This window comes from Chryseobacterium sp. BGA-UO-ETr-SB22 (assembly GCF_059567885.1).
The window spans coordinates 2,825,228-2,844,475 of record NZ_JCAQOV010000005.1; the positions used below are offsets into that span (position 1 = coordinate 2,825,228).

At 35.7% G+C, this 19,248-nt stretch carries 22 protein-coding genes and 1 riboswitch; of the genes, 17 read left to right on the forward strand and 5 right to left on the reverse strand.

Annotated elements, in window-relative coordinates; genetic code table 11:
• Window positions 1–16 precede the first annotated feature (16 nt).
• The 10 genes from gldB (at window position 17) to AC57AW_RS20170 (ending at window position 7,432) form a co-directional block, all read left to right on the forward strand.
• Window positions 17–1,000 carry a gliding motility lipoprotein GldB gene (gldB, locus tag AC57AW_RS20125; protein WP_496353313.1) on the forward strand — a complete coding sequence of 328 codons (984 nt, stop codon included), beginning with the start codon at window positions 17–19 and terminating at the stop codon, window positions 998–1,000.
• Between the two features lie 33 nt (window positions 1,001–1,033).
• Entirely contained in the window at window positions 1,034–1,357 is a 324-nt protein-coding gene (gene gldC, locus AC57AW_RS20130; RefSeq protein WP_318846910.1) for a gliding motility protein GldC, read from the forward strand.
• A 129-nt stretch (window positions 1,358–1,486) separates the two neighbouring features.
• Window positions 1,487–2,626, forward strand: a complete 1,140-nt coding sequence (locus tag AC57AW_RS20135; RefSeq protein ID WP_496353314.1) for a cystathionine gamma-synthase — start codon at window positions 1,487–1,489, stop codon at window positions 2,624–2,626.
• Window positions 2,627–2,695: 69 nt separating this feature from the next.
• On the forward strand, window positions 2,696–3,142 hold the full coding sequence (locus AC57AW_RS20140; RefSeq protein ID WP_496353315.1) for a GNAT family N-acetyltransferase: 447 nt from the start codon (window positions 2,696–2,698) through the stop codon (window positions 3,140–3,142).
• Window positions 3,143–3,311: 169 nt separating this feature from the next.
• Complete coding sequence (locus tag AC57AW_RS20145; RefSeq protein WP_496353316.1) at window positions 3,312–3,824, forward strand: DinB family protein; 513 nt, start codon at window positions 3,312–3,314, stop codon at window positions 3,822–3,824.
• Window positions 3,815–4,261, forward strand: coding sequence for a hypothetical protein (locus AC57AW_RS20150; protein WP_496353317.1), 447 nt, complete (start codon window positions 3,815–3,817; stop codon window positions 4,259–4,261). The genes AC57AW_RS20145 and AC57AW_RS20150 overlap by 10 nt, the downstream gene beginning before the upstream one ends.
• 7 nt (window positions 4,262–4,268) lie before the next feature.
• Window positions 4,269–4,865 carry a hypothetical protein gene (locus AC57AW_RS20155; RefSeq protein ID WP_496353318.1) on the forward strand — a complete coding sequence of 199 codons (597 nt, stop codon included), beginning with the start codon at window positions 4,269–4,271 and terminating at the stop codon, window positions 4,863–4,865.
• Window positions 4,866–4,974: 109 nt separating this feature from the next.
• Complete coding sequence (locus AC57AW_RS20160) at window positions 4,975–5,523, forward strand: L-threonylcarbamoyladenylate synthase (RefSeq protein ID WP_318846905.1); 549 nt, start codon at window positions 4,975–4,977, stop codon at window positions 5,521–5,523.
• Window positions 5,524–5,631: 108 nt separating this feature from the next.
• Window positions 5,632–5,976 carry a nuclear transport factor 2 family protein gene (locus AC57AW_RS20165; RefSeq protein ID WP_496353319.1) on the forward strand — a complete coding sequence of 115 codons (345 nt, stop codon included), beginning with the start codon at window positions 5,632–5,634 and terminating at the stop codon, window positions 5,974–5,976.
• A 37-nt stretch (window positions 5,977–6,013) separates the two neighbouring features.
• Window positions 6,014–7,432, forward strand: coding sequence for a CCA tRNA nucleotidyltransferase (locus tag AC57AW_RS20170; RefSeq protein WP_496353320.1), 1,419 nt, complete (start codon window positions 6,014–6,016; stop codon window positions 7,430–7,432).
• 162 nt (window positions 7,433–7,594) lie between these two features.
• On the opposite strand, the gene AC57AW_RS20175 is transcribed toward AC57AW_RS20170, so the two are convergent.
• The 3 genes from AC57AW_RS20175 to pafA all read right to left on the reverse strand — a co-directional run bounded on the left by AC57AW_RS20175 (window position 7,595) and on the right by pafA (window position 12,480).
• Window positions 7,595–8,650, reverse strand: coding sequence for a YncE family protein (locus AC57AW_RS20175; RefSeq protein WP_496353321.1), 1,056 nt, complete (start codon window positions 8,648–8,650; stop codon window positions 7,595–7,597).
• 20 nt (window positions 8,651–8,670) lie between these two features.
• A complete protein-coding gene (locus AC57AW_RS20180; RefSeq protein WP_496353322.1) occupies window positions 8,671–10,497 on the reverse strand; it encodes a TonB-dependent receptor plug domain-containing protein in 1,827 nt (608 codons plus the stop codon).
• A 32-nt stretch (window positions 10,498–10,529) separates the two neighbouring features.
• A riboswitch (cobalamin riboswitch) is annotated at window positions 10,530–10,706 on the reverse strand.
• A gap of 127 nt (window positions 10,707–10,833) precedes the next feature.
• Window positions 10,834–12,480 (reverse strand): alkaline phosphatase PafA, encoded by a 1,647-nt coding sequence (gene pafA, locus AC57AW_RS20185; RefSeq protein WP_496353323.1) that lies wholly within the window; start codon window positions 12,478–12,480, stop codon window positions 10,834–10,836.
• A 103-nt stretch (window positions 12,481–12,583) separates the two neighbouring features.
• Between pafA and AC57AW_RS20190 the strand changes: the two genes are divergently transcribed.
• The 7 genes from AC57AW_RS20190 to AC57AW_RS20220 all read left to right on the forward strand — a co-directional run bounded on the left by AC57AW_RS20190 (window position 12,584) and on the right by AC57AW_RS20220 (window position 17,496).
• The gene (locus tag AC57AW_RS20190; RefSeq protein WP_496353324.1) at window positions 12,584–13,369 is read left to right on the forward strand and encodes a hypothetical protein; all 786 of its coding nucleotides are present in this window, start codon (window positions 12,584–12,586) and stop codon (window positions 13,367–13,369) included.
• A gap of 19 nt (window positions 13,370–13,388) precedes the next feature.
• Window positions 13,389–13,781: a VOC family protein gene (locus AC57AW_RS20195; protein WP_496353325.1), complete on the forward strand. Its 393-nt coding sequence runs from the start codon at window positions 13,389–13,391 to the stop codon at window positions 13,779–13,781.
• Window positions 13,782–13,798: 17 nt separating this feature from the next.
• On the forward strand, window positions 13,799–14,335 hold the full coding sequence (locus AC57AW_RS20200; RefSeq protein WP_496353326.1) for a GNAT family N-acetyltransferase: 537 nt from the start codon (window positions 13,799–13,801) through the stop codon (window positions 14,333–14,335).
• Window positions 14,336–14,447: 112 nt separating this feature from the next.
• Window positions 14,448–14,681 (forward strand): hypothetical protein, encoded by a 234-nt coding sequence (locus AC57AW_RS20205; RefSeq protein ID WP_496353327.1) that lies wholly within the window; start codon window positions 14,448–14,450, stop codon window positions 14,679–14,681.
• A gap of 137 nt (window positions 14,682–14,818) precedes the next feature.
• Window positions 14,819–15,391 carry a Crp/Fnr family transcriptional regulator gene (locus tag AC57AW_RS20210; protein ID WP_496353328.1) on the forward strand — a complete coding sequence of 191 codons (573 nt, stop codon included), beginning with the start codon at window positions 14,819–14,821 and terminating at the stop codon, window positions 15,389–15,391.
• 179 nt (window positions 15,392–15,570) lie between these two features.
• The gene (locus AC57AW_RS20215; RefSeq protein ID WP_496353329.1) at window positions 15,571–16,488 is read left to right on the forward strand and encodes an alpha/beta fold hydrolase; all 918 of its coding nucleotides are present in this window, start codon (window positions 15,571–15,573) and stop codon (window positions 16,486–16,488) included.
• A 333-nt stretch (window positions 16,489–16,821) separates the two neighbouring features.
• Complete coding sequence (locus AC57AW_RS20220) at window positions 16,822–17,496, forward strand: O-methyltransferase (protein ID WP_496353330.1); 675 nt, start codon at window positions 16,822–16,824, stop codon at window positions 17,494–17,496.
• A gap of 143 nt (window positions 17,497–17,639) precedes the next feature.
• Here the strand turns inward: AC57AW_RS20220 and AC57AW_RS20225 are convergent, their stop codons facing one another.
• Window positions 17,640–18,566 (reverse strand): malate dehydrogenase, encoded by a 927-nt coding sequence (locus tag AC57AW_RS20225; RefSeq protein WP_318846891.1) that lies wholly within the window; start codon window positions 18,564–18,566, stop codon window positions 17,640–17,642.
• A 117-nt stretch (window positions 18,567–18,683) separates the two neighbouring features.
• Window positions 18,684–19,235, reverse strand: coding sequence for a biliverdin-producing heme oxygenase (locus tag AC57AW_RS20230; RefSeq protein WP_318846890.1), 552 nt, complete (start codon window positions 19,233–19,235; stop codon window positions 18,684–18,686).
• Window positions 19,236–19,248 lie beyond the last annotated feature (13 nt).

Sequence of the window (19,248 nt, forward strand, 5' to 3'; positions counted from 1 at the left end):
ATTCCATGTAAAAATAATGAAGATTTTTAGATATATTGCGCTTTCTTCTATTTTAGCTGCCGGACTTGTTTCCTGCAAAAAAGAACCTGAAAATCAATGGAAGGTAGAAGTCAAAGAGACTGCCGAAAAAATTGATGTAACAGATATTTCCAAAGAATTTTACAATCCGAATGTTCCGCTGGAGCAGTTTAAAACTCAGTTTCCTTGGTTTCAGGGAAGTGTTTCAGACGCAGATTTCGGGAAAAGAAGGACAGATGCAGAAGAGATCAAAATCTACAAGGAAGCTATCGGAAAAATAGACCAGGCTACATTACAAACGGAGCTAAAGAGTTTATTTTCGCACATCAAGTATTATTTTCCACAGTTCAAAAGCCCCAAAGTATATTTATTCTCATCTGCATTACAGATGATTCAGGATCCTATATTTTATGATCAGAAAGGAAATCTTCTATTTATAGATATTACAGGTTTTATGGGAGACGGAAATCCTAATTATAAAGGGCTGGAACTGTATTTTCAAAAATCAATGAACCCACAGAATATTGTTCCTAAGGTATCTCAGCTTTTTGCTGAAAATATTGTAACGGAATCTCCTGATCATCAGAAATTCATTGATCAGATCATTCTGAACGGAAAAGTAATGATTCTTCAGGATGCTTTTCTTCCGGATGTTCCTGATTATCTGAAAATGAATTATACTAAAAAACAGTATGAATGGGCAACGGGTAATGAAGCCAATATCTGGAATTATTTTGTAGAAAGCAACCTGATCTTCGGCGATGATCCAAGATTGGGAGAGCGTTTCATCTCGCCGGGACCATTCTCGAAATTTTATACGGAGATCGATAATGAATCTTCACCACAAATCGGAATTTTTACAGGATGGCAAATCTGTAAGGCATACCTTAAGGAAAAGCCTGAGACAAAACTTACCGCTTTCCTGAAAATGGATGCCACTACCATTTTTAATCAATCCGGTTATAAGCCGAAACTTAAATAATAGAAAATTTAGAATTTAGAAAAAAATAGAAAAATGAGAAAGACTCAGATTACGATAGATGTAGAGCTTGATGAAAATCATGTTCCTGAAAACATTACATGGAACGCTCAGGATGGAGGTATTGATAAACAAGATACTAAAGCAACCATGATTTCTGTATGGGATGAAAAAACAAAAGAGGCATTAAGAATTGATCTTTGGACCAAAGAAATGCCTGTAGACCAGATGAAGATGTTTATCCACCAGATTTTAATATCTTTAGGAAGCACATATCAGAGAGCAACCGGAGAAGAGGATGTAGCACAATGGATGGAAGAGGTTGCAGAAGAATTTGCTGTAAAATCTGCCATTAAGTAAAAATGCATGATATACAGTAAGCGGTAAGCTTTTTGTATTCAGCATAGAGCAATTTTAATAAAAAACAATCAGCTTAAGCAATATTTCCTAAAGCCTATTGCTTAATGCTCAAGCCTAAAGCAAAAAATTATGAATTTTAATACAAAAGTAATTCACGGAGGGCAGCACCATGAGTCTGCAACAGGGTCTGTAAATGTTCCTGTATTTTTAACCTCTACGTTTGCACAGAAAAGCCCTGGAGTACATTCCGGATATGAATATTCAAGAGCTGCCAACCCTACAAGACAGGCATTGGAAGATTCTTTGGCAAGTATTGAAAATGGAGCGAGAGGTTTAGCTTTCGGTTCTGGTCTTGCTGCCATCGACTGTGTTTTGAAATTATTAAATCCTGGTGATGAAGTAATTGCTGTAGATGATCTTTATGGAGGTACTTACAGAATGTTTACCCGACTTTTTGAAAAATATCAGCTGAAGTTTACATTCGTTAATTTTGATGATGTTTCTAAAATCGCTGATGTTATCACAGATAAAACGAAACTGATCTGGGTAGAAACACCTACCAACCCATTGATGAAATTAGTAGACATCAAAGCGGTTGTAGAGATTGCGAAAGGAAAAAATATTTTAGTAGCAGTAGACAATACTTTTGCAACACCTTATATCCAGAGACCTATTGATCTGGGAGCTGATATCGTAATGCATTCTGCAACGAAATATTTAGGAGGACACTCTGATGTGATTGCAGGAGCACTTATTGCTAAAGATGCTGAACTGGGAGAGAAACTTCACTTTATTCAGTTTGCAAGTGGTGGTATTTTAGGACCTCATGATTCTTACCTTGTATTGAGAGGCATCAAAACACTGGCATTAAGAATGCAGAGACATTCTGACAATGGACTTGCAGTAGCACAATATCTTGAAAATCATCCTGCTGTAGATAAAGTAATTTATCCTGGATTAGAATCTCATCCTCAGTATGAGTTGGCAAAATCTCAGATGAAGGAAGCTGGAGGAATGGTTTCATTCACTTTTAAATCCGGAAAGAAAGAAGATGCTATTAAATTCTTAGAAAAAGTAAGAGTTTTCACTTTGGCAGAATCTTTAGGAGGAGTAGAATCTTTGGCTAACCACCCTGCTTTGATGACTCACGCTTCAATCCCGGCAGAAAAACGTGCTGAACTGGGAATCACTGATGACCTTGTTCGTTTAAGCGTAGGAATAGAAGATGCAGAAGATCTTATTGCAGATCTTGAGAAAGCTTTTTCTTAACATACTATAAACTAAAATGAGAAGGGTTAATTAATCCTTCTCATTTTATTATAAACACCACCTAATACTATGAAAAACACAAGAAAAGCAGACATTTCCGACTTGCCTCAGCTGGCTGAACTATTTGACCAGTACAGAATATTTTATCATAAGACCTCAGATATTCCTGCCGCTACAAGTTTTCTTCAGGAAAGACTTGAAAATAAAGATTCAGAAATCTTTGTTGCAGAAGAAAATGGGAAGCTAACAGGTTTCGTACAATTATACCCTATATTTTCGTCTACAAGAATGCAGCGTTACTGGCTGCTGAATGATCTCTACGTGAATGAAAATCACAGAGGAAAAGGCTTTTCAAAAGAATTAATTGAAGAATCTAAGGAACTCTGCCGTTCATCAAAAGCGTGCGGTATCCTTTTAGAAACAGGAAAAAGTAATGATATCGGGAATCAGCTGTATCCGGCCTGCGGATTTGAACAGTATGACTCTTCTAATTTTTACGAGTGGAGCAATTCATGAGTAATGAGCAATAGGTAGTAAATAATTTTTGTAAAATGTATAATTTATAAAATATTCAAAAACTCCTCTGTTATTTATATCAAAAACTCGAATCACGAACCCCAAATCTAGGAACTCGCACCTCGAGTCCCGCACCTCAAAATCAATTTATAAAAACAAAAAAAATAATATGACCGATTTTCAAAAATACATTCAAAGATATCTAGATCAGATTCCATCCGGAGACTGGTTAAACGAACTGCAAATATCAGCTGATAAAACCATAGGAATCTATTCCAATCTTACCGAAGAACAGTCTAATTTTGCTTATGCAGAAGGAAAATGGACATTGAAAGGACTTCTACTCCATTTATCTGATACGGAAAGAGTTTTCCAATATAGAATATTAGCTTTTGCCAGAGGAGAAAAAAACAATCTTCCGGGATTTGATGAAAATGAATATGCCGATCAGTCTTTTGCCAGTGAAAGAACACTTGAATCTCTTTTGGATGAATACAAACTGGTGAGGAAATCTTCCCAGATTCTATTAGAAACACTTCAACCTTCGGCTTTACAAAATACAGGTACAGCCAATGGCCATGAAATAACTGTAGAAACCATAGGAAAACTGATTGTAGGACACAATTACCATCACCTGAATATTATTGAAGAAAGATATTTATCGAAGTTAGGATGGATGTAGGAAAACGTACAGCACTAATCAGTATGCTGATCTTTACACTCTCCCTTTGTTTTACAGCTTTTACAATTGAAGACATGGGAGAGATTAAAAATTATAAATCATTTGAAGCATTCCTTATAGGTCCCATTAGCTTTTTGGGTGGTGGAATATTTGAGTTTTTGGTATGGACTGCCAATATTTGGTTTTTCATTTCAGTAATGTGTTGTTATAAAAAGTATTCTCTACTATCACTTATATTCGGTCTAATGGCCATAGTACCTGCTATCTCATTTTTTTTCTGGAAAGAAATCTTAGCCGCTGAAAATGGAAGGATGGGAAAAATATACAGTTTAGAAACAGGTTATTTTTTATGGGTAGTTTCTATTATTTTTTTAGTAGTTAGCTCATTTTATTTATCCATAAAACCTAAATTTAATAGCAGCCAAAGATTATCTTAAATATCCAATGAGATCTCTAAAAAATTTAAGAATCACTGAAAGTATTCAATCTAAAAAATTAGTTTTTGAAGAAAGCTCATATGATAAGTTTGATACTATTTCTATCTACTTGGGTTTCTTAGTATTGGCAAGTGCTTCGATACTTTGTCTTAGAGAAATAAAACCTTCCCTCAATAGTAGTTTAGAATATTTTATCCTTACATGTTCACTTATATTTAGCGTATATGTTCTATACTGCAAATTCACAGAAAAGCATTTAAAAGAAATTACATTTGATATCCATAAACAAGAAGCTAAAAAAAGAATTATTGAATATGGAAAAAAGTATAATTATAGAATCAGTAAAATCTCTGACAATCTGATTTTTCTTAACGAAGCTTCTGATCTTTATAGTTTTTCGGGTAATTATGAGCAAACAACTATTATTTTCTTTAAAGACAATGCTATTCTTTATACAGTAATTAAAGAAGGATTAAGGTCAAATTTTACCGTATTATTTTCACAGCATCTTACCAAAAGAGATTTTAAAAAAATACTGCGCCCAGAATATATTGAACCAATTAAGCGAACAACTTATTTCAATTCATTTTTTCACGGACTGTAATCTGTCTTATGGTAAGAATCAAACCAATAAACCACATTTACATCCTATTTTTTTGTCTAAAATTCACAGATTTTCTACCTTTATCCACTCTTTGAATTCACATACAATTATGGAACATATTATTGAAATATTAAAATCTGGAGGAACAATCCTTTACCCTACAGATACGATCTGGGGAATTGGTTGCGATGCCACCAATATAGAAGCTGTCAATAAAATTTTTGACATCAAAAAGCGTGAAAAAAATAAATCCATGATTATTCTTGTGGAGTCTGAAAAAAGACTTCAGGATCTGGTGGATGTTCCTGAGATGGCCTGGGAAATTATTGATCTCAGCGAAAAACCGGTAACCATTGTTTATGAAAACCCAAAAGGCTTGCCCAAAGAACTTCTTGCTGAGGATGGAAGCATCGGAATCCGATTGGTAAAAAATGATTTCTGCAAGAAACTGATTACAAAACTAAACAAACCTTTGGTGTCTACTTCTGCCAACTTCAGTGGTGAGAAAAGTCCGTTAAAATTTTCTGATATTTCTGAGGAAATGATCAGTCTTGTAGATTATGCAGTGGAAGAAGACAGAGAAAAAGTTTCAAAATACTCAGGTTCTTCCGTTATCAAAATATGGAGCGATAATAGAATAAAGGTTCTTCGGGAATAGAAATCCGGGAACTTTCTGTTTATTTTTTTAGAGTCTTGTCAGTTCATATCGGCAGGATTTCTTTTTTTTAATTCTATCTTTGCAAACTCAACTCATAAATTATTTGCTATGAATCATCAGGAATTTGCTCAAATGTGGATTAGTGCATGGAATTCTCATGATTTAGAGGCTATTCTCACCCATTATTCAGATGATATTGAGATCACCACACCCATGATAGTTATGGCTACAGGCGGCAAAGAAAGCTCTTTAAAAGGAAAAGAAGCCGTCCGTGAATATTGGAGAAAGGCCTTGGATAAGTTTCCGGATCTTCATTTTGATCTCATTCATTCCACGGCAGGAGTAGATTCAGCAGCATTATTTTATAAGTCGATCATGGATAAACATGCTGTTGAAGTCATGTTTTTTAATGAAGACGGAAAAATTAGTAGAATGTATGCTCATTACGATTAATGAGTAACATTGGTAGAAATTGACACTATTATTAACGATGATAATTAATCTTAATCAAAATAAGAATTTAAAACTTTTTAAAATAATTTCTGAAGCAGCAGAAAGGAATAACCAGTCTGTATATATTGTGGGCGGTTATGTTCGTGACCTTCTGATGAAAAGAAAAGCTTCTACAGATATAGACTTTGTGACCGAGCAAAGTGGTATTGAGCTTGCTCAAAATGTAGCTCAGGATCTAGATCCTAAATTAAAGGTTTCCGTATTCAAAACATATGGCACTGCCATGATCAAGTATAAAGAACTTGAACTTGAGTTTGTGGGAGCAAGAAAAGAAAGTTATACCGAAAACAGCCGAAAACCCGAAGTGGAAGGCGGAAGCCTGGAAGATGACCAGAAAAGAAGAGATTTCACCATCAATGCGATGGCTATTTCTTTAAACAAAGCTAATTTTGGAGAACTGATTGATCCCTTCAATGGGGTTGATGATCTTGAAAAGGGTATTTTAAGAACTCCTTTAGAACCGGCTCAGACCTATTCTGATGATCCTTTGAGAATGATGAGAGCGGTGCGTTTTGCTTCAACTTTAAATTTTAAAATTGAGGAGAATTCTCTGCAGGCTATCCAGCAGGAAGCTGAAAGAATCAAGATTGTTTCTATGGAAAGAATCATGGTAGAATTCAACAAAATTATGCTTTCTGAAAAGCCATCTATCGGATTGAGACTGATGGAGCAAACCGGTCTTATGAAACTGATCATTCCGGAGCTGATAGAATTAAAAGGAGTGGAAGAAGTGGAAGGCCAAACTCATAAAGATAATTTTTACCATACCCTGGAAGTTGTAGATAATATTTCTGTGAATACAGATAATCTTTGGCTTCGTTGGTCTGCTTTGCTACATGATATTGGTAAAGCTCCTACGAAAAAATTTGTAGAAGGTACAGGATGGACATTTCATGGTCATGAGTTTTTAGGTTCAAAAATGACCAAGACACTTTTCCAGCGATTGAAGTTACCATTAGGAAATGATATGAAATATGTTCAGAAAATGGTTAAGCTTTCATCGCGACCTATTGCTCTGATAACTGATGATGCTTCAGACGCTGCATTGAGAAGACTTTTATTTGATGCCGGTGAAAACCTTGAAGATCTTTTTACCCTGTGTAAAGCAGATATCACCACTAAAAACTCTAAGAAGCAGGAGAAGTTCAAAAGAAATTTTGAATATGTGGCGGTAAAGATCAAAGAAGTGGAAGAAAAAGATCAGGTAAGAAACTTCCAGCCGCCTATTACAGGAGAAGAGATCATGGAAATGTTTAATCTTAAGCCAGGCCGCGAAATCGGTATCTTAAAGGAGAAAGTAAAAGAAGCTATTCTTGAAGGGGAAATTCCTAATGAAAAAGAAGAAGCTACAAAGTTTGTGATTGCTGAGGCAGAGAAACTGGGATTGACAATATAAGTTCAATTGATAAATAATAAAAAGCCCGGCGGGATGTTCCATCCCGCCGGGCTTTTTTATTTCCACTTATGAAAACAAAGCCGGTCGGTTTCAAAGAAACCGACCGGAAAAAAACACAAATGATGAAAAAATAAAAAATTATTTTTTTATATGTTGTAAGGTTTATGGATTCAGGAAAGTACCGTTAGCACCAAGACCTCCTGTTTTAAGAGAACTAATTTTGTTACCCGTAGTTGCTGAATAAATTACCATTTCACTTTCTGCTGTAAATTGCTTAACATCTGATGCAAAGATTCTTCCATCAATAACGTTAAATCCATAAAGCGTAAAATAAGGACCACCATCTGCAGCTGTTAGCAATGGAGCTGTAGGAACTGTAGGGGTCGCTAAACTTGTTGTATATACTTTATCTGCAGAACTGAAGTAGATTTTATCGTTATCAATCTGAAGGTTGGTAGCGTTTGGAATTCCTGTCAGTGTTACTACCGGAGTCATTGCTCCAGTGCTTGAAATCTTATAGACATAAGAATCTGCAGCTGTTGAAGAAATTGTGTAAACATTAGATTTGTATGAAATAGTACTGTTAATTTTACCATTTGGAACTGTCATTTCAGTCTTACTGTCATTGGAAGTATTGATATAAGTAATCATATTTCCGAATCCTGATGTTGCATTCTGTACAAAAACATTTCCACCAGCTTCTACTGTTTTATCAGCCCCGCCTGTCATAGTGATTTTGCTTACAAATGAATAGTCAGAAGCTTTATATTTCGTTACGCTTGTTGCATTCGTAGAGAAATTCAGGTTGGCAACATAGATAAAGTTATTTGCAAAAGTAATCCCTCTTGGGTTATCAATCTGATCTGTAATTACTGCTAATTTTTTGAATGTATAACGGTCTACTACAACAATTTTGTTTGAGTTATTGATTACAAGATAAGCCTTATTTCCGTTAAGACCAATCGTCTGAAGAACGTCACCCAAAATTTCTTTATTGTTGTTATAACCATATACGTCATCCTGTTTCATACTCAAATCTCTTGTCAGGAAGGTTACTTTAGCTCCCTGGCTGTTGAAGTTACCTTCATTAGAGATAAAATATCCATTCTGGTAAGTGATCGGAGAGATTTCAAACTCAGCAGAATCACTTGTACATGAAGACATGTTAAATAATAACACTACTGCAAATAGTACAGTTAAAAGTTTAGTTATTTTCATAATTTATTCAATTTTAATTTTTAAAAATTTATTGCTGCGTATACACTATAGTTTCTTTTCGGTAAAGGATAAAAAGAAACCGTTTTATAATAGGTATTTGTTAGATTATTCACTTTAAACCCTAAGGTATATTTTTTCGCTAAAGTTGCTGAAACACCCATATTCAAAAGAAAATAAGGATCAATAGCTTCTGATCTCTTTTCATCACTTGTGGTATAGGTAACACCATTCAGTAATCCCTGTGCAAAAAACTTAAAGAAACCATATTCATAATCTATATTGGCAGATCCTCTGTGCATAGGAACATAAGGTCTCTGCAGCTGCGTTTCTTTATCTATAGATCTTGCATAATAATACCCTGCATTCGCTCTGAATTTATGATTTCCCAATTGTTTACTAAAAGACAGCTGAGATTCTAATCCGTAAGATTCAACTTTATTGACATTGAATGCCTGCCAGTATCCTTTAGCCGTTGGAAGCCATGCAATAAGATCTGTGATGTTCATATAATACGGAGACAAGGCAAGTCTGAAATCTCCCACTTTGAACTCATTGGTCATATCTACCTGAGTAGAGGTTTCCGGTCTCAGGTCTTTATTTCCTCCCGGCTCATAATAAATATCATTAAATGACGGATATCTGAAGTTTTTTGACACGTTAACGCTTACATCATACCATTTTGCAACACTCCATTTTCCGGAGAATGAATACATAATTGGTGACTTCACATCTTCCACAAAATCTTTCTTGAATCCACCTTCAAAACGCAGATCTTTTGTTGCAAAATATCTCAACAATCCGGAAACAGAACCAACATTTCTGCTGACACTGGATATTCCGCTCGCATATCCTTCCCCTTTATTGATCTGAAATTCTCCGATAAGATTAAAATTCCACTTAGAATTCAGGAAGTAATTGAAATCATTTTTAAAGATGTAATTTTTCCCTGTTCCGCCACTGGATTTAGGCAGGTTTAAAGAACCAAAATACTGAAAATTCTCTTCTGTATAGGCTGCTCTAAGGGAGTTGCTAAACTTCGCTTTGTTCCAGTCCCAGGAAAGAAGGCTTCTTACACTTTGAGTCTTATATTTTGTTTTTGTTCCCGTTTCTTCATATACAGGATAATGTTGTGAAGAATCGAAAAACTGGCTCTGCCACGAAATTTTATGATCGTTGTTTATCTTATAAGATGCACCTGCATTGAATGTCGTATTGTAGTAATTCCCGTTTCTGTTGAGATAGTTTAGATCACTTACCTCATAATTATTTTCGCTTACAGAATAATTTCCGGAAGCTTTAAAACTGAACTTATCATTGCTGTAAGAACCTTTTACAAAATTATTATAGGTATTGAAAGAAGCAACTTCAGAAAATACAGAACCATGAAAGCCTTTATTAAAATCAAGGGTGTTATTCAGGTGAATACTTCCCCCGATAGCTCCACTTCCGTAGACTACGCTTCCTCCGCCGGCTTTTATACCGATTTGGTCATATCCGAACAAAGCAATATTATTGATATCTCCCTGTCCTAAAAAACTGGAGTTGATATTTATCCCATTCCATACAAAGGCAGTCTGCTGGGCAGTAGTACCCCGGAAAGATGGCGAAGAAACAGCCCCACGGCCATTTTCTTTGATAAATACCTGTGACTGAAATCTCAGAAGTTCTGAAAGATTACTGGAGTTTTTCTCGGCCTCTTCTGCCGAAATTATTTTTACGGGATGAAAAAGTTTCACCCTATTCATCTGGTTATCGAAGACATAAATAGTGTCGATGGTTTTCTCTTGTCCAAAAAGAAAACAGCCATAAGATGAAAAAAGCAGTACTAAAGATCTTTTTATATCCATACTTTTTTACTTTTCCTCCGAAAGCAATATGTTTTTTTATTATAATTCCGGCAGGTCTCCTGACTTTCGCATTCTGCTCCTTCCCGTTTTAGACAGTGGTTGTTTACAGAAACTTTTATTGCGATTTACAGTTGCGGGGACAGTCCGGGAGTTACACCCGATTCCCTTTTCATTCCAAAATACTGGAAACCAAAATTTTTGCAAAGATAGGTTTTTATATGTATTTGCCAAAAAGTGAGAATAGTGTGTAGCGGATTGAAAATTTGAAGCAATAACTCACAAAAAAAGCTGCTTTCGGTTGAAAGCAGCCATGTATCATAGAATAATCGTATACAATTATTTACCAATAACTTCCGTAATTGGGTTTCCTACATTTCCACTTGGGAACTGAATTTTCAGTAGAGAAGATACGGTAGGTGCAATATCGGTCATGTGATAAGCCTTGTTGCTTTCTCCCTGCTTAACTCCCCAACCCATAAAGATCAATGGGATATGCGAGTCATAAGAATTCCAAACGCTATGAGTAGTTCCTGTTTTAGAATATGGAGGAAGCATAGAATCATGAGAAATTAACTGGATATCTCCACTTCTCTGTCTGTTGATTCCGTTGATAATTCTTTGTTTGATAGGCTCCGGAATGCTTGCTTCCTGAACTTTATCTACAGAAACTGCATATAAAACTGTAGGATCTTTCTCCAGTTCTTTTACAGCGAAGTTTCTTACATCATCCAATTCAAGTTTACTGTCTGCCAAAACTTTTCTGTCAAAATAAATCTGATAGTTATCAATCGCATTGATCAGTTTATCAGCTCCGAATTTATCCTTTAGTTTTTGGTTCAGATTCTTTTCTGCATCTTCACCGAAGAAACCTGTCGGGATTTTATGCTCTTTAAGGAATCCTACAGAATGCGCTCCACCATGGTCAGCAGAAAGAAAAACTGTATACTCTCCTTTTCCTACTTTAGAATCCAAATAATTGAAGAATTCTGCTAAATCCTGATCTAATCTGATATACACATCTTCTACCTCAATAGAATTGGGTCCGAATTTATGACCTGCATAATCAGTAGATGCAAGGTTGATGGCCAGGAAGTCTGTAATATTATCTCCACCCAGTTTTTCACCTTCTACAGAAGCTTCTGCCAACTTCAATGTTAGCGTATTCCCGAAAGGTGTATAACGGATGTTGTCTTTTTTAGTCTGATAATCCTTTGCTAAGTTGCTGTAAGGAAAAGTAGGCGTTTTTGCACTTCCCAGCAGTCCTTCCCAAGAAGAATTGTCCGGTGCACTTTCCGTATATTGATTGATTGGAAGTAAAGTATTCCAGCCGTTGGCTACTAATTTTTCAGGAAGATTCTGAGCGTTGAATGATTTTACCCATTGTGGAAGATCATTCATATACCAGGTACTGGTAATGAAATTTCCTGTGCTGTCATCAAACCAGAATGCTCCGTTTGGAGTATGTCCTGCAGGAAGAATAGAAGCACGGTCTTTCAAAGAAACACCCACTACTTTCCCCTGAAAGTTGGTTGCTAATCTCAATTCGTCAGTTACTGTAGTAGACCAAAGATTTTTTGGAGAGTGACTTCCTGTTTTTACATTGGTTGTTCCTACTGGCTGAACGCTCTCATCAGCTGTACAGTACACTCCTTTTCCTGTTTCCTTATCTGTCCAGTCATTTCCAGCAATTCCGTGAATAGCCGGTACTGAACCTGTATAGATACATGTATGTCCCAACGCGGTAATGGTAGGAACGTATGGAATGTGTACATTATTCAAAGAATATCCTGTATTCAAAAGTCTTTTGAAACCGTCATTCCCATATTTACCATAAAAACGGTATAAATAATCCCAACGCATCTGATCTACAACCAAACCTACGACTAGTTTTGGTCTTTCCAGTTGGGTATTTTTATTCTTCTGTGCATTGATTGTAACTACGGACAAAAAAGTAGCTGCCGCAATTGAAATGTTCCTAAGCATCCAAGTAAATTTTTATTGACAACAAATTTAAGGGTTTTGAAAGTTTTGGAGTGTGAAATTTTATTTAAATTTGATTATTGCACAATTCATCAATCAATCTGCTATGATTCTAGGCGTATACTGGTATTTCAAATTTCCGGATCATTTATATAACTTTCAGTTTTTCAATTTTTTCCCGGGATATGGTGGACATGCTGATAATCCTGCAGAACTGGCGGCAAAAGTTCAGGTGAAAAATACAGACGATTTTATCGGAAAGCTGGAAGAACTGAAAGGACGTTTCAAAGAAACCTATTTACATTTGGATATCGATGGAAATAATTTGATCATCAATATCGGAGATTATCAGCTCTTTGATTTTCATTTTCAGCTGGCAGAAGAAATAGAAGAACTATTGATTCGTGAAAATGCTGTATTATTAGATTCCAGTATCCCTTTTACCATTCAATCCAGCAAAAGTTATGCTCCGGAAAGAGAAGAATTCAAAAGTATAGAACATCGGTTTATTCAAATAGTTGGCTCGGATTTCAAGAAAAACAATGCTGAAAATTACGCTGTAAGAATTGATTGTAATCTGCCTTTACAATTTAAACAAAGTCTTATTGATGATTTAGCATCAATATGCAAAGAAGAAAATCTCAATGTATTTTATTATAATGATTTTGATTTTAAAGATCATTGCAACCTGATGCTCTTTTTCAGCAATGGCAGACAGAACAAAGAAGCTGTTCAAAAAGTTGACATCAATTCATTTGGGAGTAAAGTGCGCCAGCTTACCCAGAAATACCCTCTTCATTTCGGTCACTTCGGAAGTTTCAAAGAATATCCTTTACAGGGTCCTCACGCAGAACTCATAGTGGATGAAGAATATATTTTAAATAAAAAATAAAACCATTTAATTCAATCATATGATCAAATTCAAATATGTCATTTTGTATGTAGAAGATGTAGAGCAATCTATGAATTTTTATAAAAACACCTTTGATACCGAAATAAAATTTATCACTCCTGAAAAGGATTATGGAGAGCTGCTTACCGGAGAAACCAGTTTGTCATTTGCCTCTGTGGATCTTGCAGGTTCTAATATTAAGAAAGGATTTTTAACATCAAAAACTGAAAATCAACCTTTCGGGATGGAACTTGGGTTTACAACGGATAATGTAGAAGCTCTGGTGGAAAAAGCCATAAAAAACGGCGCCTCTCTTTACGAAGATATTGCAGTAAAACCCTGGGGGCAAAAAACAGCTTACATCAAAGATCCCAACAATTATCTGGTAGAAATCTGTACTGAAATTCAATAAGCTTAAAAATATCTCACGTGGAAATAAGAAAATTACAAAAATTAATCTCTGATCTAAGTGTAAACTGGGGACATAACGGCTATACAACAGACAGAATATATTCAGTTTCCTCTATTGAATTTGGAGGTTCTTTTGAATTCAGCTTAAAAGAAAAGACTCTGCCTTATACTAAAAACTGGGAGACTACTTCTGAAGATCTGGAAGAACTGAATACCATCATTGAAAAGGGAAATTCTTTCGGTGCCTTTGTTGATGAAGAACTTGCAGGCTGGATCATCTGTGAGCACAGAACATGGAACAACAGCCTGTACATCGAAAACATCCTGATTGACGAAAAACACAGGCGACAGGGAATCGGAATTATGCTGATTAAAAGTGCCATTAAAGAAGCCCGAAGATTAAACTGCAGAGTCATTGAGCTCGAAACACAAAATACCAACTACCCTGCTATCCAGTTTTATAGAAGAATGGGGTTCAATATTACCGGACTGAATACAAGACTATACAATAATTCGGACGAGATCGCTTTTTTCATGACTTTAGATGTGGAATAAATCTGATAAAACGGATATTATCATAGAATATTTTAAACTTTCCCAATTAAAACACTTGTTAGTGTTCTAATTTTTCTATATATTAGTAATCAACAAATTAAAGATTATTACTATGAAAAATTTCAAAAAACTAAAGAGAAGCCAGCTTGTGCTGATAAGTGGTGGTGATACTCCTTATGCATTATGTGATATGGATGGTAATTGTCCACCAACACTAGGCTCATACTATTGTAGCGATGGTACTTGTTACAGAGTTTCCGGAGGTGGTGGTGGTAACCCCGGCTGCAATGAACCTATGCGTCTTTGCCAGGAATGGGAAACCGGATGCGGGTGTGTTTATATGTAATATATTTTGTTAGATAAAATCTTGTTGAGGGCGGTTTTTACCGCTCTTTTTTGTGGCTCTATTCTGAAGAAAAATGACTCTTACAAGTAATCTCGGTCAATTTTATTATTTTCGCAGAAATAGGATTTCACAATACTATGGAAAATCTACTTAACTATATCAGATCCCTTACTCCCTTTTCTGACGAGAGCTGGATAATACTTCAACCTGCCCTCTCGGAAAGACATTACAAGAAAAATGAACTGATGTTACAAGAAGGTGAAATCTGTGATTCTCTATTTTATATTGATAAAGGATTTTGTAAAAGCTATTATGAAATAGAAGGAGTCATAAAAAACACTGGATTTTTCTTTGAGAACGAAATAGCGACCAATATCAGCAGTTTTGGAAGCGGACAGCAATCTGAATTCAATATCATCGCTTGTGAAGAACTTCATACCATTATTTTTGATAAGGCAAAATTATTTGAAGCTGCCGGAAAGGTTCCTGAAATTGAAACATTGGGGCGCCATTGCATTCGTCAGTTTGCTTCCAGACAGGAAGAGTTTGCAAATCTATTCAAACTCTATACTGCACAGGAAAGACTGGAATATATTGAAACCAAACATCCCGAAATGCTGCAACGCATATCCCTTACCCAACTATCTTCATTTCTGGGAGTAGCAAGAGAAACATTAAGCAGAATCCGGAAACGAAGGATGATCCGTTGAAATCACCATCCAAAAATCTAATCACAAACAAAATAATATATGAAGACATTGATCTGGAAAGGAATGCTCTATTAAAAAGGGAAAGTCTTCAAGCCCCAAAGACCTTATGAAGTGACAAAGCAAAGAAAGATAATTTCTAATCTTAGTAATAAACAGCCCCTTACAGTTGTTATAATTATATGAAAACAATTGCTCTCCTACTCTTTTTTTTCACTTCCCTGACTGTTGTTTCGGCTCAGAAACATCACTCTGAATGTTTTTATGAAACCTCAGATCACGTAAAGATCAAATATAAAGTCTCCGGAAAAGGAGAAGCCTGTATTTATGTTCCCGGAGGTCCTGGTCAGGGTTATCCATCCTTTGAACTGATGGGAGGAAGTAGTCTGGAAAAAAATATGCAGATGGTCTATATGGATCAGCGGGGTTCCGGGGGATCCGGCACTTCAGAAAATTATCATCTTGATAAAATGGTTCAAGATATTGAAGAGCTGAGACAGCATCTCAAGTTGAAAAAGGTCTTCTTACTGGCACATTCTTTTGGTGGAATTATTGCAGTCAGTTATGCAAAAAAATATCCCCAGTATACCAAAGGACTCATTCTTGCCAATATTACCCTTCATTTTCTGAATAATGAATCTATCAAAGAACAGATTGAATATGGAAACAGTCTTTTACAGACAAAAAACAGAGCAATCCCTAAAGACAGCCTTTCTTCAGAACTTTCAAAAATAAGCAGTGCATTAAGGAAAAAAAGAATTGGATATAAATTCCTTACCGAAGATATCGAAACCATAAAAGAATCTGATAAGATCGATTCTCTCCATCCTCGTATCATCGACTTCGGAATGGCAGTCATTTCAAAACCCAAAGACTTCCCGGAATATTATGCTGATTATGCCCCCATTACAAAAGACATCCATGTTCCTGTATTGATTATCACCGGAAAAAAGGATAAAGCAGTCGGAACTCAGCATTATAAAACCTTTCAGTTTCCTAATCAGAAATTAGTTTCCATTGATGGTGGACACCTTTTGTATTATGAGAAAAATAAAGAATTTGTGACTGCTGTCACCCATTTTGTGAAAACAACGAAGTGATGTTGTATTGGCAATTTTATAATTAAATAGTTTCGGGGGGGGCGGGGGGGGGGGCGCCCCACATAAATAAAAAAAAAAAAAAAAACTTTTTTTTTTTTTTTTTCAATTTTTATAATAAAATTTTTGCGGCGCGCCCTTGGCCCCCCCCGAAACTATTTATACTCAATAAAAAATATAAACTTTCACAACTAGAGTTCTGTTTACTAATATTCAGTTATTTACAACAAATATCAGTAAAAAACATACTTAGTAATATTTGAAATAAATGTAAATTTAGAAAAGCATAATGAAGTAGTAAGAAATAAACATTCACCTAACTCTAATTCTAATACTATGAAAACGGATTCTTTTCTAGAAATTGACCACTACATCAGTGATTTACTTGCCCCTGAAGATCAGATATTAAAAGATACAATTAAATCTCTTGATGCCGCAGGACTTCCTCAGCATAGTGTTTCGGCCAATCAGGGAAAATTTTTGCAGGTAATGATGATGGCTTGCAATGCAAAAAAAGTTCTGGAATTAGGAACATTAGGAGGATATAGTACCATTTGGCTTGCACGAGCCTTACCCATCAACGGTAAAATAATTACAATAGAAGTTGATGCACACCACGGAAAAGTTGCTCAGCAAAACATTGAAAATGCAGGACTTTCTGATAAAGTAGAAATAAAAATCGGTAAAGCACTGGACCTTCTTCCTCAGATGATAAAGGAAAAGAATGAAAAATTTGATATGATTTTTATTGATGCAGATAAACCTCCTTATACAGAATATTTCAAGTATGCTCTTCAACTATCGCGTCCCGGTACAATCATAATATTGGATAATGTGATCCGTGAAGGAAAGGTTCTTGACGATAACAGTCAGGATGAAAAAGTACAAGGAGTTCAAAGATTAAACAAATTATTAAGCAATAACAAAAATATTACGGCCACTATTCTTCAAACTGTTGGCGCTAAAGAACATGATGGAATGGCCATTGCAGTTGTTAATCAGACTAACTGATTGACAAGCAAATACAAATTGGACATTACTGGGTTTCCAGCTTGCTTCCACAAATGTATAAGCGAGACATCTATAAACAGTTTTAATAAAAAAACAAAAAACCGCGCCAAATGACGCGGTTTTCTTATATAAAATACAGTAAATTAGAATTTAAGATCTCCATTCACCTCTCTTACTGCATTTGCAGCTTCAGAGAATTTCAATTGCTCTTCAGCAGTAAGCGTTACGTTTACGATAGATTCTACTCCGTTTGCTCCAATGATAGCAGGAACTCCTAAGCAGATATCGTTTTGTCCGTACTCACCTTCAAGCATTAAAGAACAAGGAATCATTTTCTTTTGGTCACATGCAATCGCCTGAACCATTACAGAAACTGCTGCACCTGGAGCATACCAAGCAGAAGTTCCTAATAATTTCGTAAGAGTAGCTCCTCCTACTTTAGTTTCTTCGATTACATATTTTTGTTGATCTTCACTTAAGAATTCAGTTACAGGAACCCCATTTCTTGTAGCTTTGCTCAATAATGGAAGCATACCTGTATCACTGTGAGCAGCAATTACCATTCCGTCAACATCAGAAATTGGAGCTTCTAACGCTTCAGCCAATCTGTATTTGAATCTTGCAGAGTCTAATGCACCACCCATTCCGATGATTTTGTGCTTAGGAAGACCTGAAGTTTTGTGAACAAGATAAGCCATAGTATCCATTGGGTTAGAAACTACAATAATGATTACTTCCGGAGAATGTTTTACTAAGTTTTCAGTAACTTCTTTCACGATACCAGCGTTGATACCGATCAATTCTTCTCTTGTCATTCCAGGTTTTCTTGGGATCCCTGAAGTGATTACTGCTACATGAGAACCTGCAGTTTTGCTGTAATCTCCTGTTGTACCCGTAATTTTTGTATCAAATCCGTTAAGAGATGCTGTCTGCATCAGATCCATTGCTTTCCCTTCAGCAAACCCTTCTTTAATGTCTACCAAAACTACTTCTGAACAGAAGTTCTTCATTGCGATGTATTCCGCACAGCTTGCTCCTACAGCGCCTGCACCTACTACAGTTACTTTCATATTGTTACTTTTTAAAATTATTTTTTGTTAGTTAAGTTTAAATTTGAAACTCCCCAAATTTAACAATTCCTGAAAAAATGCGCAATTTTTCAGGAATTTAATTAGAATTAAAATAAATTAGTTGACGTTCAGTAAAAACGTATACAGCTTTTTCGCCCCGGAAAGCACGTCATGGTAGTTTTCTTCAGCCACTTCCGTATCCAGAACCTCCTTGAAATTTTTCCACATAGGCCCTGTATTTTCCTGATAACATCCGAAAAAGTTGAAAGTAACCTCATCAAAACCTTCCGTTTTAGAAAGCTGTTTAGCAATTACGTTCCCACCAAGCGTAGAACCTTCAATCACATACATTGCTCCAAGCGCTTCATGCTCATTGTTGAATTCAAGATTGTGGGTAGCAGCCTGATTTTCCAGAGAAAGGCTTTTAAGGTCTTTTTCAATAAGAGAAAGCTTCTTTCTTGCATCAAGCTGAAGCTTTTCTGCATACTTATCAGAAAGGCTGCTGAATATTTTGGCTTCACTGTGAAGAAGCATCAGGTAATTGGTATGGATGATCTTTTTATAATCCTCTAAAGTGAAAGTTTTGTTAAAAATCTTTTCAGAATTAAAAAGTTTCTCTGCTGCATCGTGATAATCTGCTGTATTCTGTTTAAGATATTCTGATACCATAAATAACGTTTTA